The sequence below is a fragment of the Methylovulum psychrotolerans genome (assembly GCF_002209385.1).
GTDB classification, from domain to species: Bacteria; Pseudomonadota; Gammaproteobacteria; order Methylococcales; family Methylomonadaceae; genus Methylovulum; species Methylovulum psychrotolerans.
In genome coordinates, this window is the sequence record NZ_CP022129.1 from 2,856,393 (window position 1) to 2,872,546 (window position 16,154).

17 protein-coding genes are annotated in these 16,154 nt (G+C 53.6%); 14 read left to right on the top strand and 3 right to left on the bottom strand.

Going from position 1 to position 16,154, the window contains the following annotated elements; translation table 11 throughout:
- Positions 1–500: 500 nt before the first annotated feature.
- The 13 genes from CEK71_RS12970 to CEK71_RS13030 all read left to right on the top strand — a co-directional run bounded on the left by CEK71_RS12970 (position 501) and on the right by CEK71_RS13030 (position 9,248).
- On the top strand, positions 501–2,099 hold the full coding sequence (locus CEK71_RS12970; protein ID WP_088621610.1) for a nitrite reductase: 1,599 nt from the start codon (positions 501–503) through the stop codon (positions 2,097–2,099).
- Entirely contained in the window at positions 2,099–2,401 is a 303-nt protein-coding gene (locus CEK71_RS12975) for a c-type cytochrome (RefSeq protein WP_088619780.1), read from the top strand. Before CEK71_RS12970 ends, CEK71_RS12975 begins: the two co-directional genes overlap by 1 nt.
- Entirely contained in the window at positions 2,398–2,748 is a 351-nt protein-coding gene (locus CEK71_RS12980; RefSeq protein ID WP_232463640.1) for a c-type cytochrome, read from the top strand. Before CEK71_RS12975 ends, CEK71_RS12980 begins: the two co-directional genes overlap by 4 nt.
- Before the next feature lie 259 nt (positions 2,749–3,007).
- Positions 3,008–3,424 carry a HEAT repeat domain-containing protein gene (locus tag CEK71_RS12985; RefSeq protein WP_088619782.1) on the top strand — a complete coding sequence of 139 codons (417 nt, stop codon included), beginning with the start codon at positions 3,008–3,010 and terminating at the stop codon, positions 3,422–3,424.
- A gap of 6 nt (positions 3,425–3,430) precedes the next feature.
- On the top strand, positions 3,431–3,973 hold the full coding sequence (locus tag CEK71_RS12990; RefSeq protein ID WP_088619783.1) for a DUF2380 domain-containing protein: 543 nt from the start codon (positions 3,431–3,433) through the stop codon (positions 3,971–3,973).
- 7 nt (positions 3,974–3,980) lie between these two features.
- The gene (locus CEK71_RS12995; protein ID WP_157679214.1) at positions 3,981–4,523 is read left to right on the top strand and encodes an Imm42 family immunity protein; all 543 of its coding nucleotides are present in this window, start codon (positions 3,981–3,983) and stop codon (positions 4,521–4,523) included.
- 20 nt (positions 4,524–4,543) lie between these two features.
- Positions 4,544–4,867: a hypothetical protein gene (locus CEK71_RS13000; RefSeq protein WP_088619785.1), complete on the top strand. Its 324-nt coding sequence runs from the start codon at positions 4,544–4,546 to the stop codon at positions 4,865–4,867.
- 149 nt (positions 4,868–5,016) lie between these two features.
- Positions 5,017–6,183 carry a cytochrome D1 domain-containing protein gene (locus CEK71_RS13005; RefSeq protein ID WP_088619786.1) on the top strand — a complete coding sequence of 389 codons (1,167 nt, stop codon included), beginning with the start codon at positions 5,017–5,019 and terminating at the stop codon, positions 6,181–6,183.
- A 3-nt stretch (positions 6,184–6,186) separates the two neighbouring features.
- Positions 6,187–7,236, top strand: a complete 1,050-nt coding sequence (gene ahbB, locus CEK71_RS23630) for a siroheme decarboxylase subunit beta (protein WP_232463641.1) — start codon at positions 6,187–6,189, stop codon at positions 7,234–7,236.
- Entirely contained in the window at positions 7,236–7,679 is a 444-nt protein-coding gene (locus tag CEK71_RS13015; protein WP_088619787.1) for an AsnC family transcriptional regulator, read from the top strand. Before ahbB (CEK71_RS23630) ends, CEK71_RS13015 begins: the two co-directional genes overlap by 1 nt.
- A gap of 1 nt (position 7,680) precedes the next feature.
- Positions 7,681–8,154 carry a siroheme decarboxylase subunit beta gene (ahbB, locus tag CEK71_RS13020; protein WP_088619788.1) on the top strand — a complete coding sequence of 158 codons (474 nt, stop codon included), beginning with the start codon at positions 7,681–7,683 and terminating at the stop codon, positions 8,152–8,154.
- A gap of 120 nt (positions 8,155–8,274) precedes the next feature.
- Entirely contained in the window at positions 8,275–8,769 is a 495-nt protein-coding gene (locus CEK71_RS13025; protein ID WP_157679217.1) for a hypothetical protein, read from the top strand.
- Between the two features lie 17 nt (positions 8,770–8,786).
- Positions 8,787–9,248 (top strand): hypothetical protein, encoded by a 462-nt coding sequence (locus tag CEK71_RS13030; protein ID WP_088619790.1) that lies wholly within the window; start codon positions 8,787–8,789, stop codon positions 9,246–9,248.
- A 62-nt stretch (positions 9,249–9,310) separates the two neighbouring features.
- Here CEK71_RS13030 and CEK71_RS13035 read toward each other — a convergent pair whose 3' ends face one another.
- Genes CEK71_RS13035 through CEK71_RS13045 form a run of 3 tightly spaced genes read right to left on the bottom strand, consistent with a single transcriptional unit; the run spans position 9,311 to position 15,093 of the window.
- The gene (locus CEK71_RS13035; RefSeq protein ID WP_088619791.1) at positions 9,311–10,771 is read right to left on the bottom strand and encodes an efflux transporter outer membrane subunit; all 1,461 of its coding nucleotides are present in this window, start codon (positions 10,769–10,771) and stop codon (positions 9,311–9,313) included.
- On the bottom strand, positions 10,768–13,941 hold the full coding sequence (locus CEK71_RS13040) for an efflux RND transporter permease subunit (protein ID WP_088619792.1): 3,174 nt from the start codon (positions 13,939–13,941) through the stop codon (positions 10,768–10,770). The genes CEK71_RS13035 and CEK71_RS13040 overlap by 4 nt, the downstream gene beginning before the upstream one ends.
- A gap of 3 nt (positions 13,942–13,944) precedes the next feature.
- Entirely contained in the window at positions 13,945–15,093 is a 1,149-nt protein-coding gene (locus tag CEK71_RS13045; protein ID WP_088619793.1) for an efflux RND transporter periplasmic adaptor subunit, read from the bottom strand.
- Between the two features lie 162 nt (positions 15,094–15,255).
- Between CEK71_RS13045 and CEK71_RS13050 the strand changes: the two genes are divergently transcribed.
- A complete protein-coding gene (locus CEK71_RS13050; protein ID WP_088619794.1) occupies positions 15,256–15,954 on the top strand; it encodes a TetR/AcrR family transcriptional regulator in 699 nt (232 codons plus the stop codon).
- The last annotated feature ends 200 nt before the right edge of the window (positions 15,955–16,154 follow it).

Genomic DNA, 16,154 nt, shown 5'->3' on the forward strand with positions numbered 1-16,154 from the left:
GGCCGGACAAAGGCAGAGGATATTCGGTAACGCCTTATATTTAATATATTATTATTTAATGATATATGTTATTTAACCTAGTTTAATTAGAGGGCAGGAATTTATGCTGTTGGCCTTGTCCGCTGAACACCGGGAAACAAAAAGGGCGGATTATGCCACTACGGCGGCTGTTGGCGAGCGTGCGTTCGGGTAGGCTGTCTATTGCCCACCGTGTATAAAAACCTAGTCTATTGATAATTAAGTTATTTTAATTTTATTAAAAAGTATATAGCCGTGCAACGAAAACCCATAAACCCATGCCGCATAAAGGCTTTAGTCTCTACGCCCCGCGAATAATTTGCATCTTCTTAGCAGTCATTGCTACTATCTCGCACCCGCTGGGGTTTTATCTTAAACCCACCCAACGATTTTCCCTTAAAAAGCCACCATCGCATCATAATACTTGAGCTTTGGGCAAAAATTATATAGTATTGACTCGATACCAACAGGAGCTCTTGATGATGAAAAAATTGACTACAAGCCCTTATTTAGCCGCACTGGCCGGATTAACCGCGTTGTTGCTACCCTTAGGCGCGTCCGCCGAACTGGATGCCGCCGCTGCCCACACGCTGTATGAAAACAATTGCGCCAGTTGCCACGGCTCCGACCACGGCGGCTTTCTCGCCCCGGCACTCAATGCTGAGACCCTGAAAGGCCGTAGCCCCACCGCGTTGCGCACTATCGTCATGGCGGGCAGTTTCGACACCTTGATGCCGCCGTTCTACGGCAAGCTGAATGACGACCAGATCCGTGGGGTCATCAAGCACCTGCAAACCACTCCCAAGCTGCCTAATCCGGCCTGGACTATCGACGATATGAAAGCGTCGTTAAAAGTTTATGTCAAAGACGAAAGCACCTTACCTGCCAAGCCCACTTATGCCATTGACTCGATAGACGATGTGATCGGCGTGGCGGCGCGGGGCAAGTACGGGCGCGGCGAAGGGGCCAAAGCCGTCTTCATCAACAGCAAAACCCACCAACAAATCGGCGAAGTACCGACGGGTACGGCGGCGCACATTATCGACTACAACCCAGCCAACCCCCGTTGGGCTTACATCAAAACCGACACCGCCGAAATCTTCAAAGTCGATTTATACTCCATGCAAGCCGTGCGCAGTATCAAGACGGGCTTTAACGGCCCCGGTTTAGGCGTATCACGCGACGGCAAATACATCATGGCCGGCTCGTTTGTGCCGCATAACGCCGTGATCTTAAACGCCGACACTTTAGAGCCGTTAAAAACCTTTGAGTTGGAAGGTATAGACCCCGACGGCAAACAAGTCAGCTCCGACTCCGGCATGATTATCGGCACACCGTTTGCCGACATTTTTGCTATTGCCTTGGAAAACGCCGGACAAGTCTGGGTAGTTGACCTGACAGAAGGCTTCCCCGTCACCCGCATCACCGATGTGGGCCGCCATTTGCATGATGCCTTCCTGACCCACGGCGGCAGCAAGCTGATGATCGCTTCTTACGATGACAGCATTGTCGCGGCGATTGATTTGAAAGAGCGGAAAATCATCAAAAAACTCGAAGCCGGTTGTGTGCCGCATGTCGGTGGCGGTTCTGCCGTAGTGGTTGATGGCCGTACCTTAGGCTTTGGCACCAACTTTGGCGATTGCGACAAAACCGTGGTCAGCGTTTGGGATCTGGACAAAATGGAAGTGGTCAAACAAATCCCCGTTGCAGGTGGCACCGAATCCCCCGCCGCCCATGCCAACGCGCCTTATGTCGCCGTAGATATTATTTCCAAAGACCGCCGCGCCCGCACCATCCAATTGATTGATAAGAAAACTCTGGAAGTCGTTAAGACATTGGATGTCGGCGGTCACGCTTACTTCCCCGAATACAGCGCCGACGGCAAATTCCTCTACGTCAGCGCAGGTTACAGCGGTGATGAAGTGGTCGTGTATGACGCGGTCACCTTAGCCAAAGTCGCCTCTATCGGCATGGAAAGCCCGGCGGGGATTTTCTCGCATGGCCGCGTCAGATACATGACCCGTGGCCTGTCGCCTGATGATCTGGCGGCCCGCGATGGCGGCCTGCAAGGAGCCAAATAATGAAACGCTGGCTACTGACAGGCGGCTTACTGTTGGCGGCACACGCCACCCATGCCACCAACCTCTACGCCGGACAAAGCCGGGCGGCGGCGGTCTGTTCACAATGCCACGGCATTAGGACACCCTCCGCCGACGCGCCTTTTCCGACCTTGGCCGGACGCGATGCCGAGTACCTGCAAACGGCACTGAAACAATACCGCGACAAAACCCGCAAATCCGACATCATGAACGCCATTGCAGGCTCGTTAACCGACGAGGATATTGCCAATGTCGTTGCGTATTACGCGAAGCTGAAACCTTGAAACCTTATTGGTACAGGGTGATGTTGACCGCCAAGCCAGCGGCATTGTCCGCTGGCTTGGCGGTGGGCTTGCTGTTGCCTTGCATCGGCACAGCAGACCCCACGCCCGCCCGGCAAACCGAACTGCGGAACTTGCTGAAAAACGACTGCGGCGCGTGTCATGGCCTGACCCTACAAGGCGGCATGGGGCCGACCTTATTGCCTGAGCGCTTGGCGGGCAAGCCGGATGACTTGTTGGTGACGACGATTTTGGAGGGACGCAAGGGGACGGCTATGCCGCCTTGGCAGCCGTTTATGAGTAGGGATGAGGCGGAGTGGTTGGTGGGGGTTTTGCGTAAAAATAAATAGTTGCGTAGGTCGGGCACGCTTTTCTGCCCGACAGAAACCGCTCAGTTTACCGCCCCTTTTACTAAGCCATAAGCCGTAAAGCGGGTGTTTTTAAGCAGGCGATAGTGGTAAATGTCGGGCAGAAAAGCGTGCCCGACCTACCCGAAACCTGCGGGCTTCGTTGTTTTTATTAATGACAAGCAATTGATTATTAAATAATATTTATTATATTTATGGTAGTGATGGCTATCATGGCATCATTGCTCCGCCCGTACCTAGGATGACAATAACGGAACTGATTGGCGAGTATTTGCAGTGTTTTCGCCAAGGCGATAGTGAAATGGCTTTTTTCGGGTTACTTGATATAGGCTGTGAGGCGTTACCCGAACTGGTTTTACAATTCCAACAGGAACAAGATAACGCTATCCGTGAATTTTTGGTTGAAGTTATTTGGCAATATCGGCAGGCATCCGCTATCCCGTTTCTTGCCGAACGGCTTTACGACCCAGCCCCTGCTATCCGTAGGCAAGCGCTCAATGGTTTAGTGACGTTGGCTTCCCCGCAGGTGCTTGAGGTATTGACGGTAGCAAAAGCACATTGGCGGTTACAAGCAAAAGATACTGAGGCATTTGCTGATTGGCTTGATGAAGCTATCGGGCAGGTTGAATCCACGCAAGATAACATCTCTATTAAGTGAAGCATAATGAAACCCCTCTATTTTTTACTCTTACTCGCCCTATCCATCGCCCACGCCGAAACCCGTATCGCCGTTTTAGATTTTGAGCTAAACGATATGACCATGAAGCCGGGGATAGCGGAAGAAGTCGCCCGCACGGCAAGCATTAAGCCGTTGCTGGAGGGGGAGTTAAAAAGCGCGGGGTATGCGGTTATTGCCGTGCCGTTAGCCGCGCAACAACAGGCTAACAGTGGTTTTGGCTATTTGTTCGACCATGACGAAGTGGCGGCGGCTTTAGGTAAAACGCTAGGGGCGGATTATGTCTTGGTGGGGCGGTTACATAAGCCCAGCTTTTTATTCGCTTATTTAATGGGGCATTTAATCCGCGTTAAAGACGGGCAGTTGCTGGGCAATTATATTTCCGAGACCAAAGGCGGCGATAAAAAACTGACGCTTAAGGCGGTTGAAAGCCTGACGGTTAAGATGGATGCGGATTTGGATAAACGCTATACACCGCCGCCGCCAGTACGGAAAGGCACTTTGTCTTTGCCAAATCCTGAACACATTTAGGTTAATTATGCTGATCGGCAATCCTCTTTCTTTCGCCATCGAGTGCTATCACGAACCCTTAAATACCCGGCACGTTTTTGGGCGCATGTGTCTTTGGGTTGCGGGTAACAGGTTAGGAGATATTACCGAGCCTGATTGTATGCTAAATCCAACAGCAGCGAATTTATCAAGATTGCTGGAGCGATTATCAACCCTGAATGATCCGGCTTTATTGCAACTGAGTGACCGTGAAGCGTTCGATTTTCTTAATCAAGTCCTGTATTTAGATGACGACAGAACCAATGATGAAATACAGCAAGATGCAGAACGGTATTGTAAATTTCATTTTTTAACTCTTGGTGGCGAATCATTTGAGAGGACAAAGTCGTTTATTGTACTGGTTGGCGAAGAGGTTGCCTTGTTATTCACGGATAATGTGGATATTTTTCACAGTGCGCATTTACCTAAAAGCGAATTTATCGACGTTGTCGAGCAGTTTTATAGCTGGTTTAAGAATGAAGAGCTAAGCAGATTCGCTAAATGCGGAGGCACTAGAATAGACAAATTATAAGAATTTAGGGGATATGGCTTATGTTTAAAACCGATACGATTTGGGTCGAAATTGAAGCAGGAATTACGAATTATCGAGTCCGCACTTTTAGAGGCAAAGCTTCATCGAAAGATGTAGAGCGATTGACCGCAGGGCATGGTATTGAATTTATTCAGTTGCTCGACTGCTACTGGTATAACGATGCGGATGATGAATCTGAAACAGGTAAACCTCAAGGTACATTTGAGCATCTTGGGCAAGGGCCTTATGCTAATTTCACTGGGGAAATATTCCTCCGTTGCTCAACGATATTAAATGTCGCCATATTAAAAGCAGGCTTTGAAGGTGAGACTGTCAACTCTTAAGAATACGTTAACTTTTTCGATAAGGAAGCTTCCATGCTAAGCACAGGAACCGATTTTTGACTACAACGCCACGGAAATGGCCGAAATTTTTGCAGATGTGCAAAAGTTGCCTTGAACGTTTGAATAATTAAAACAAAAAAACCAAACCCATGAACAAACTCCTCCCCACCCTAGCCCTAACCCTCTTCGCCCTCAGCGCCCAAGCCGATCCCCGTGCCACGGGGGATTTAGGCCTGGTTATCGAACGCGAAGACAGCGCCGCCCTTATCATCAACACCTCCGAGCCTAAGCAGTTGGCGAAAATCGACGGCTTGGGGGATTTATCCCATGCCTCGGTGGTGTTCTCGCGCGGCCAGCGTTATGCGTATGTGTTTGGCCGTGATGGCGGCTTAAGCAAGATTGACTTGCTACAGGATAAGCTCGATAAGCGCATTATCCAAGCGGGTAACAGTATCGGCGGGGCGATTTCCCAAGACGGTAAGCTGATTGCGGTGTCCAATTACGAGCCGGGCGGGGTGAAGGTGTTCGCCGCCGATACCTTGGCCTTGGTGGCTGACATTCCCGCTGAGTACGCGCCGGGCAAACGTTCGAAAGTGGTCGGCTTGGTCGATGCGCCGGGGCAGAAGTTTGTCTTTAGCCTATTCGATGCGGGCGAGATTTGGACGCTGGACATGAAAAATCCCCAAAAGCCCGTGGTCGAAAAATTCAAAAACATCGGCAAAGAACCCTACGATGCCTTGATGTCGCCGGAAGGGCGGTTTTATATCGCCGGATTGTTTGGCGAAAGCGGTCTGGCCTTATTGGATTTATGGGATACCGCCGCTGGCGTGAAGCGCATTTTGCCGACTTACGGTAAAGACGACCCTAAGCTGCCGGTCTATAAAATGCCGCACTTAGAAGGCTGGGCGATGGCGGGGGATTTGTTGTTCGCCCCGGCGGTCGGCAAGCATGAGGTGTTGGTGGTGGACAAGCGCACTTGGACTTTGCTGAAAGCCATTCCGGTGGCCGGGCAACCCGTGTTTGTCATGGCGCGGCCTGATGCCCGGCAGGTCTGGGTCAATTTTGCCATGCCCGATAACAACCAGTTACAAATCATTGATACCAAAGACTTGACGGTCAGCACCACCTTAAGCCCCGGCAAGGCGGTGCTGCACATGGAATTTACCCCACGCGGTGAGCAAGTTTGGGTGGCATTGCGCGATGATAACCAAGTGGTGGTCTACGATACCGCGACCTTGCGGGAAGTCACGCGCTTGCCTGCCCGTCACCCTAACGGGATATTTTTTAGCGCTAGGGCGCATAAGATCGGTTTTTAAGCCATGCAAATAACGCTGACGGAGTTACATAAGCGCTTATTAAACGATTTCCAACGCGATTTCCCTTTAACACCCAGCCCTTACCGCGCCCTTGCCGGGCATTTGGGCGTGGACGAGGCGGCGGTGTTGGCGGCGTTTGCCGAATTGGACCGGCAGCAATTGGTTAGCCGAATCGGCGCGATTATCCCACCCAACCATATCGGTGCCAGCACCTTGGTGGCGATGGCGATACCGCCCGGACAATTGCAGGCGGTGGCGGATAGGATCAGTGCCTTTCCTGAGGTTAACCATAATTATGAGCGCGAAAACCGCTTTAATCTATGGTTTGTCGCGGCCGCCTCCAGTGCAAAGCAGTTACAGACGGTACTGGCCGCAATTGAACAGGCGACGGGGTTCGCGGCCTTGCGCTTGCCCTTGGTCGATGATTTTTTTATTGATTTGGGTTTTCAGTTAGAGTTTTGCCAGTCCAGCACCCTCCCGCCTACGGTGAGCCTATCGAATCCGCTTGCGGTGAGCCTGTCGAATCCGCCTGTGGCTCGACAAACTCAGTACAAACCTGATACGCAGGATTTGGCATTATTGGCGCAAATTGCCGATGGATTGCCCTTGTGTCCCCGGCCTTATGCGCAGCTTGGTCTCCAAATCAGTATGGACGAGGTGGAGGTTATCCACCGTTTAACGGTGTTAAAAGCCCAAGGGCTGATTAAGCGCCTAGGGGTGATCGTCAAGCACCGCCCCTTAGGCTACCGCGCCAATGCGATGGTGGTCTGGGATGTCCCCGATGCGCAGGTCAAGCAATTGGGCGGGCAAATCAGCCAATTTAATTTTGTCACCTTATGTTACCAACGCCCTCGCCATGCCGAATGGCCTTATAATCTGTACTGCATGATCCACGGTAAAAACCGCGCCACGGTGTTGGCGCAATTGGCACAGTTAAGCCAAGCCTGTGGCTTGGGCGAGTTTGCGCGGCAAGTATTGTTCAGCCGCCGCTGTTTTAAACAACGCGGGGCGGTTTACCAAGCCCCACCGACTTCGGTAACGGCTAACGGCTAATGGATGATCTCGACCGCGCCATCATTAACACCCTGCAAGACGGTTTTCCTATCAGTGACGCGCCTTACGCGCAAGTGGCGGCAAGCTTGGCTATCAGTGCTGAGGCATTGCTGGCGCGTCTGCAAGCTCTGTTGGCGGACGGTACGCTAACCCGCTTCGGGCCCTTATATAATGCCGAGCAAGCGGGCGGGGCGTTGACCTTGGCGGCGGTGCAAGTGCCGGAAGCGCGGTTTGACGAAGTCACCGCGATCATCAACGCCTTCCCCGAAGTCGCCCATAATTACGCCCGCAGCCACACGCTGAATATGTGGTTTGTCTTGGCGACCGAAACCCCGCAACAACAGCAGCACACCCTCGCCGCCATTGCCGGACAAACAGGCTTGCAGGTTTATAACATGCCCAAGCTGAAAGAGTATTTCGTTAATCTGAAATTGGAAGCCTGACATGGATGCAACCGACCGCCGCCTAATGCACGCCACCCAAGCCGGCTTGCCGTTGACTTTGGAGCCGTACCAAACCCTTGCCGAACAACTAGGCTTAAGTAAAGAAGAAGTCATGCAGCGTTTGAGCGCCATGCAAGCGGGCGGCATCATCCGCCGCATTGGCGCAGTGCCGAACCATTATAAACTGGGCTACCGTTTTAATGGCATGACGGTGTGGGATGTGCCGGATGAGCAAATAGACAGGCTGGGCCAACAAGTCGGGCAACTGCCTTTCGTCAGCCACTGCTACCACCGCCCCCGACATTTACCCGACTGGCCTTACAACTTGTTTGCAATGGTACATGGCAAGCACCAGCAAGATGTGGACGCGCAAATCCAACACATCGCCGCTGTGCTGGGCGAGTGGTGTCGCGGCAGGGAAGTGCTGTACAGCACGAAAATCTTGAAAAAGACTGGGTTCCGTAGCGGCCAGTAGCTTGCAAGCTAGTTTATACGGATACCGTCGTTACACAGTACCATAGATGACTGAGTGTATTCGCTTCAGCTGCAAGCAACAAATAAAAAGCCGATTTTCTGGTTTTAATGAAGCAAAACGTTGGATTTCGAAAGGCTATCAACCATGGCATTTGTTAACGAAGCGATCTCAGAAGACAATAAGCGCAAGCTCCGCGCGGAAGTCAGTTTTACCGAGTTTGGGCTTAAGGCGGGAATGATACCTAAATTTTCCCGTGTACCTTCTTGGTGGACGGTAGACCGTGAGCGGGGCGTTTATTTGTTTCAATTAGACGGCTACGGCGAAGGGCCGCAGTTAACTTTTTGTGTTTTAGGGGTGGACGGCCAAACCGTTGTGTTTGGTATGGGCCAAAAAGGTTCGGGTGACGATGAAATAGGTTTGCATCTTACCTATAACATACATCAGTTGTTCATCCCCCCGGCTTTAGAGCTGCGCCACGCTCAAATAAAGCAGCTAATTTGTGAAAGCTTGGAAGAAGATGCCTATTTTAGGCCTTATGCAGACGGCGGCACGGTAGCTCTGCCAAATACCACAGCGCGAGGAAATATCCTCTCTTTTAACGTTGAATTTAAATAATTTTTAAGCTATCGGTCATGGTATTTGTTAACGAAGCAATATCCGAAGACGATCAACGTAAGCTCGCCGCTGAGGTCAGCTATGCCGGACTGAAACCTAGGCAATGGATACCTCCATTTACCCGACCTTATTGGTGGGCGATAGACCGTGAGCGTGGGGTCTATCTATTTGCTTTAAATGGCAAATATTATGAACAATTGCCTTTTTATGTGCTGGGGATTGCCGGACAGACTGTTGTGTTTAGTGCGGAAAGGAAAAGCCAGGGCGAATTTGCGAAAGGCATCCATTGTTTTTATGCAATTGATGAGCTGCTTATCCCGGCCAGTCTGGAGCCGCGTCGGGATGAAATCAAACAACTCATTTGTGAAAGCTTAAAAGAAAAAACGCATTTTCAACCCTTCGCAAACGGCGGTACTGCTGACCGACCAAATACAACCGACCGCATAACCATTTTCTCTTTTAAAGTCGAATTTAGGTAATTCATGAATTTAACGCCCCCGTTCAATTCCAGGAATCGTTGCCAATTGGCCGCTTTATAACATCAAGGTTTTTTCTCTTCCGCGCTAGCCATTTCCCAGCCACCGCCCAAGGCTTTATACAAGGCGACCAAGGCCGTTGCGGTGTTGGTTTCGCCTTGGGCGCGTTGGTTTTCATCTTGTAACAGGCGTTGTTCGCTATCCAGTACGGTCAAAAAATCGGCTATCCCTTCCTGATAACGCAGCCGCGCCAAGTCGCGGGCTTTTTTGCTGGCTTGTGCCGCCGAGACCAGCCAGGCTTGCCGCGTCCGTTGTTTGTTATAGGCGACTAAGGTGTTTTCGGTTTCTTCCAAGGCGTTTAAGACCGTTTGCTGGTACTGGGCGAGGCTGGCTTCGGCGTGGGCATCGGCGGCTTTGATGCGGGCGTAGACGCGGCCTAAATCGAACGCCGCCCAACTGATTTTCGGGCCTATGGAATAGGAATCGGAGCCTGCGCCCGTGAAGCTGGACATATTGTAGCCTTCCAGGGCGATAGAGCCGACAAAGCTCACGCGCGGGAACAAGTCGGCGGTGGCGACCCCGATCCGCGCGGTGGAGGCGGCTAAAGTCCGTTCCGCCAGACGGATGTCGGGTCGGCGGCGCAGTAGGTCGGTTGGGCTACCGATACGGATGGTTTTTGGGATGGCGGGTAACGGCACGGGTTGCGACAGTTTGCCGATTAACGCGCCGGGCAATTGTCCGGTCAGTACGCCCAGCCGGTGTATGGCTTGGTCAATGCTGCTTTGCAGCGGCGGCACGGTGGCGCGGGTGGCATCGAGTTGGGCTTGCGCACGGGTAGTGTCCAGTTCGGTGCCGCGCCCCAGCTCGAATTTGGCGGTGGTGATTGCCGCTGTTTCGGTTTGGTTGGCGATGTTTTTCTCGATGACCGCCAATTGGTTCTGCAAGCCGCGCAGTTCAAAATAATTTCTGGCGACTTCGGCGATCAGGCTGACGCTGAGGTCGCGCAGGGTGGCTTCTTGGGCTTGGGTTTCGTCATTGCTGGCCTCGACATCGCGGCGGACGCGGCCAAATAAGTCGAGTTCCCAAAAGGCATCAAAACCGGAATTGTACAGTTTCAGTTCGCGCGGCACGAAATTGCGGTTATTCAGGGCGCTGATACTGCGTTTTTGCTCGGTATAATTGGCGTGGGCGGTCACGGTCGGCGCTAGGTTTAAGCCCGCTTCGATATACAGCACCCGTGCTTCGCGCAGGTTGGCGCGGGCCGTTTGCAGGTCATAGTTATGCTGTAGCGTTTGCCTGACCAATTCGGTCAACTCTTTATCATGGAACAATTGCCACCAAGCGAAATCGACGTTTTGCGCCGAGAATTCGGGGTGTGTGCTCTGGGTGAAGTTGCCCGGCGTGGCAGTGGCGGGGGCTTTATAATCAGGGCCGACCGCACACGCGCTCAGTAGACCTGCGCAGCCAACCGCCGCGCCGATCAGGCGGGCGGCTTGGGTTAAGGTGAAGCGTGTCGGCGCTCTCATGGTATCACCTCGGCAGGGGAGGGTTGGGCGGGTGGCCGTAAGCGCTGGGCGATGGCTTGTACCACGACATAAAAGACCGGGGTGAGTAACAGGCCGAATAAGGTCACGCCCAACATGCCGCTGAATACGGCAGTGCCTAACAGCCGCCGCGATTCCGCCCCCGCACCTTCGGCGACCACCAGCGGAAACACCCCCATGATGAACGCGAAGGAGGTCATCAGAATAGGCCGCAGGCGGATACGCGAGGCTTCCAGCACGGCTTGGAAGCGGTCGAGGCCACTTTCTTGGCGTTGCTTGGCGAATTCGACGATCAAAATCGCATTCTTGCTGGCTAGCCCCACCAAAACGATGAAGCCGATTTGGGTGAAGATGTTATTGTCCATATTGCTGATCCAGAGACCCGCCATTGACGACAGGATGCACATCGGCACGATCAGGATCACCGCAAACGGTAATGACCAGCTTTCGTACTGTGCCGCCAAGGCCAAAAATACGAAAATGACGCTGAGCGGGAACACCAATAAGGCGACATTGCCCGCCAACACCTGTTGCAGGCTCAGCTCGGTCCATTCAAAATCGAAGCCGGGCGGCAACTCGGTAGCCATGAGCTGATTCATCATCGTGATGGCTTGGCCGGAACTGACATCGGGTAAGGTGCTGCCGTTGATTTCGGCGGCCGGATACATATTGTAGCGGGTGATTTTATCCGGCCCGGTGATTTCCTCCACGTTAACCAGCGAACTTAGCGGCACCATGCCGCCTTGGCTGTTGCGGGTCTTCAGTTGGGTGATGTCTTCGGGTTTCATGCGGAAGGGCGCGTCGGCTTGCGCCACCACTTGGTAGGTGCGCCCGAATTGGTTAAAGTCGTTGACGTACAGCGAGCCGAGATAAATTTGCAAGGTGTCGAACACGTCTGACAGCGGTACGCCCATCGCCTTGACGCGGGTACGGTCAACATCGACAAACAACTGCGGCACGCTGGTGCGGAAGGTGGTGAACAAGCCGACTAAGCCCGGTTGTTGGTTGCCTTTGCTGACCAGTTCGGCATTGGTGCGTTGTAGTGCGGCAATCCCGGCATTGGTCCGGTCTTGGATTTGCAGCTTGAAGCCGCCCACCGACCCCATGCCCCGGATCGGCGGCGGCGCAAACACGGCGATAGTCGCACCTTCAACCGCCGCGAGGCGTTGCTGGAGCTTTTTGATGACGGCATTGGCGTGCAGCTCAGGGTGGCTGGCGCGGTTGTCGAAACTGTCCAAGCGGGCAAACAGCGTGGCGACATTGGATTGGCTGGAGCCGCTCAAAATCGAAAACCCGGCGTAGGCGTTGACATGTTTGACCCCCTCGGTATCGAGGATAATGCGCGAGGCCTGTTGGACGACGGCTTGGGTACGGCCTAACGAAGCGGCATCGGGCAATTGCGCATACAAAATCAAATAGCCTTGGTCTTGTTGCGGGATAAAGCCAGTCGGCACTTTATCAAAGGCCACGAAATTTAGGCCGTTCAGCCCCAGATACAGCACCAGCACCACGGTCGCCATGCGGATCAGCCTGCCGACCAAGCGCGTGTAGCCGGTGCCGAACCAGTCGAAACAGCGGTTAAAGCCACGAAAAAACCAGCCGAACAGGCCATCAATCAGCCGCGTCAGCTTATCTTTTTCGCCGTGGCCGCCGAGCATTAAGGCGCATAAGGCCGGGCTTAAGGTCAGTGAGTTGAAGGCGGAGATGGCCGTGGACACGGCGATGGTCAGGGCAAATTGTTTGTAGAACGCCCCGGAAACCCCGGTGATGAAGGCGGTCGGCACAAACACGGCGGCCAGTACCAAGGCGGTGGCGATAATGGGGCCGACCACCTCGTCCATCGCCAAGCGGGTCGCGTCGCGCGGCGACAAGCCTTCGGCGATATGGCGCTCGACGTTTTCGACCACGACAATCGCGTCATCGACGACAATGCCGATGGCCAGTACCAAACCGAATAACGATAAGGTGTTTAATGACAGGCCCAGTGCCGCCATGACCGCGAAAGTGCCGATTAGCGACACCGGCACGGCGAGCAAGGGGATTAAGGTCGCCCGCCAATTTTGCAGGAACACCACCACGACCAGCACCACCAGCAACAGGGCTTCAAACAAGGTCTTGATCACCGCGTCGATAGATTGCTGCACGAACACCACGGTGTCATAGACCATGTTATAGTCCAAACCTTCGGGGAAGCGGGTTTTTAGGTGTTCCATCGCTTCCACCACGGCTTTTTTGGTGTCCAGCGCGTTGGAGCCGGGCAACTGGAAGATCGCCAAACCGACGCTAGGCTCGCCGTCCAAAAACAGCCCGGAGTTGTAATCCTTAGCGGCCAGTTCAATACGGGCGACATCTTTCAGGCGGGTCACTTGCCCGTCCGCGCCTTGTTTGATGACAATATCAGCAAATTGTTCAGGCTGCATCAGCCGCCCTAGGGTACTGACCGTGTATTGGAAATCCGCGTCTTGGGGTGTCGGTTGCTGGCCGACCACGCCCGCCGCCACTTGGACATTCTGTTCGCGGATAGCGTTGACCACATCGCTGGCGGTCAGGCTGCGGGTGGCGATCTGTTCGGGGTTCAGCCACAGGCGCATACTGTAATCACGCGCCCCAAACACCAGAATATCGCCTACCCCCGGCAACCGCGCCAGTGTGTCCTTGATTTGCAGCAAGGCGTAATTGCTCATATAAATGCTGTCGTAGCGTTTATCGGGGGAGAGCAGGTTTACGACCAAGCTTAAATCGGGGCTGCGTTTTTTGACGCTGATGCCTTGCCGCCGGACTTCTTCGGGCAAGCGCGGTTCAGCCAAGGCGACCCGGTTTTGCACCAGCACTTGGGCTTTATCCAGATTAGTCCCGGATTTGAAGGTGATGGTCAGCACCATATTGCCGTTATTGGTCGACTGCGAAGACATGTACAACATATCTTCGACCCCGTTCACCTCCTGCTCGATAGGGGTCGCCACCGTTTCGGCGACCACTTGGGCGTTGGCCCCGGAATAGCTGGCGCTGATGACCACCGTAGGCGGGGCGATTTCAGGATATTGCGCGATCGGCAAGGCAAGCAAGGCCAAGCCGCCGACCAACAAGATGAGGATGGATAACACCGCCGCGAAAATGGGGCGGTCAATAAAAAAGTGGGCGAATCGGTTCATGGCTTATTGCCCCGTCTGGTTGGCCGGGATGGCGGTGCGTTCCGGTGTGACGGTGATGCCGGGCTTGAGTTTTTGCAAGCCTTCGACCACCACCCAATCGCCGGGCTGTAAGCCGTCGGTGATGACCCGCGTTTGGCCGATAGCCGTACCCAGCCCGACTTTGCGGTACTCGGTTTGGTTGGCGGCATTGATGACCCAAACAAAGCGTTGCGCCTGATCGGTGGCGATGGCCTTATCGGGCAATAACAGTGCCGGGTAAGGCAGACTGCCGCGCACCCGCAGCCGCGCGAAAAAACCGGGGCTGAGCAAGCCGTCCGGGTTGGCGAATACGCCGCGCAAGCTCACTGTACCGGTCGCACTGTCTGCACGCGGGGCCAAGTAATCGAGCTTGCCCTGATGGGGGTAACCGGTCTCATCGGCGACCGCCAGTTGCAGCAGCATTTGCCCGATAGCCATGCCGCCTTGGGCGAGCAATCGCCGGTATTTCAGCGCCGAACGCTCATCGGCATCGGCATACAGATACACCGGATCGGTGGAGACCATAAACGTTAAGCGCGTTGCATCGGTTCCGTCCCCGCTGACCAGATTGCCTACCGTCACCAGTTCGCGGCCAATCCGCCCATCTATCGGCGCATAGACTTGGGTGTAGTCCAGATTAATCCGCGCCGTATAGACATTGGCTTCCGCCGACTTGACCGCAGCGGCAGCCTCATGCAGGCCGGTGCGGCGCGTATCATACTCTTCCGTGGCGATGGCTTTGGCCTGGAATAGCCGCTCGGCACGTCGCCAATCGTTTTGCGCCTGCTCCCACCGCGCTTGCGCCCGTTCCCGCTCGGCTTCAGCATAATTTAACTGCGCTTGGTAGGGCTTAGGGTCGATGACAAACAGCAGGTCGCCTTTTTTTACTTTAGTCCCGGCGGTGAAGTTGACCTTTTCCAGATAGCCGCTGACCCGCGCCCGCACATCAACCGCCCCGACCGCTTCAATATGGCCAGTAAATTCGTCCCATTCGGTGACGGTTTGTGCTAAAGGTTGGGCGATTTTGACAGTGGGGGGCGCTGCTTGGGGGGCTTTGCCGGGTTCCGCCTTGTTATTGCAGGCACTGAGCAGCGCCACTGCCAGTACGGCCAGCCAGCAAGTGTGTTTTTTCATCCTGTTTGCACCCCAGGGTCAAGTCAGATTAAATGATAATACATATTACCATTTAATTTCAGATAAAATCTATATCTGAACGCCGTAGGCCTTAAAATTCATAATTTGAAAAGCCTCGGATACGAAGTGAGGGGATATTTCATTTAGCAGGCAAATAACACAATGATTAAATGCGGAAGGCCGCGTAAGGGCGAAGAAACTCTCAGTCGGGACAGGTTAGTGGACAGCGCCTCCCAACTTTTTCTTGAATATGGCTATGGCAACCTGTGCTTGGAAACCGTCGCCAAAGAGGCCAGGGTGTCGATGCGGACGATTTACAGCCAGTTCGGCGGTAAGGCCGGGCTGTTCGGGGCGGTGATCAAGCGCTGTAGCGACCGTTTTGTGACGGTCTTGGCGGAGAACAATGTCTTGGAAGGCCAGCCGGAAGCGGCCTTGCTCGATTTCGCCAAACACTTTCTATACGGTATCACTAGGCCCGATGCCGTGCGTCTACGCACCATCCTGTTAGGCGAAGCCTTGCGTTTCCCCGATCTCGCCACCCAGTTTTATGAGCAAGGGCCAGGACGCACCCAAGTGCATTTGGCGCAATTTTTTGCCCGCCAACAGCAGGCGGGGCATTTTCTCGGCACCGACCCGCAAGTGCTGGCCGATTATTTTTTAGGGGCGTTCCGTAGCGAACGCTTCCAAAAACTCCAACTCGGTTTAGCCCCGACCCCTGACGAGGCTGAAATTGAGGCTTGGGCGCGGCAAACCACCACTTTGTTTTTGTATGGCAGTTTGAAAGCTGGGGTGGATGGGAATGGCAATAAGGCGGGTATGGATGAAGAAAGGGGGGAAAGAAATAATTCAGACAACCGCTAAAGGCTACGCGCTTTGGAGCGCGGGCATCTTGCCCGCACTCCCAGAAGCAGACGGCTTTACGATAAGACTTGCCGTGGTTATTTTTAGCCCACTGCTAACCCACTGTTAAAAAACGGCAAAATTTTTATCCGCTTGTGACATATTTACTCGTTTTACGTTTTTGTACGGTTTACACTCTAGTTTCGGGTATTGGTTTTTTT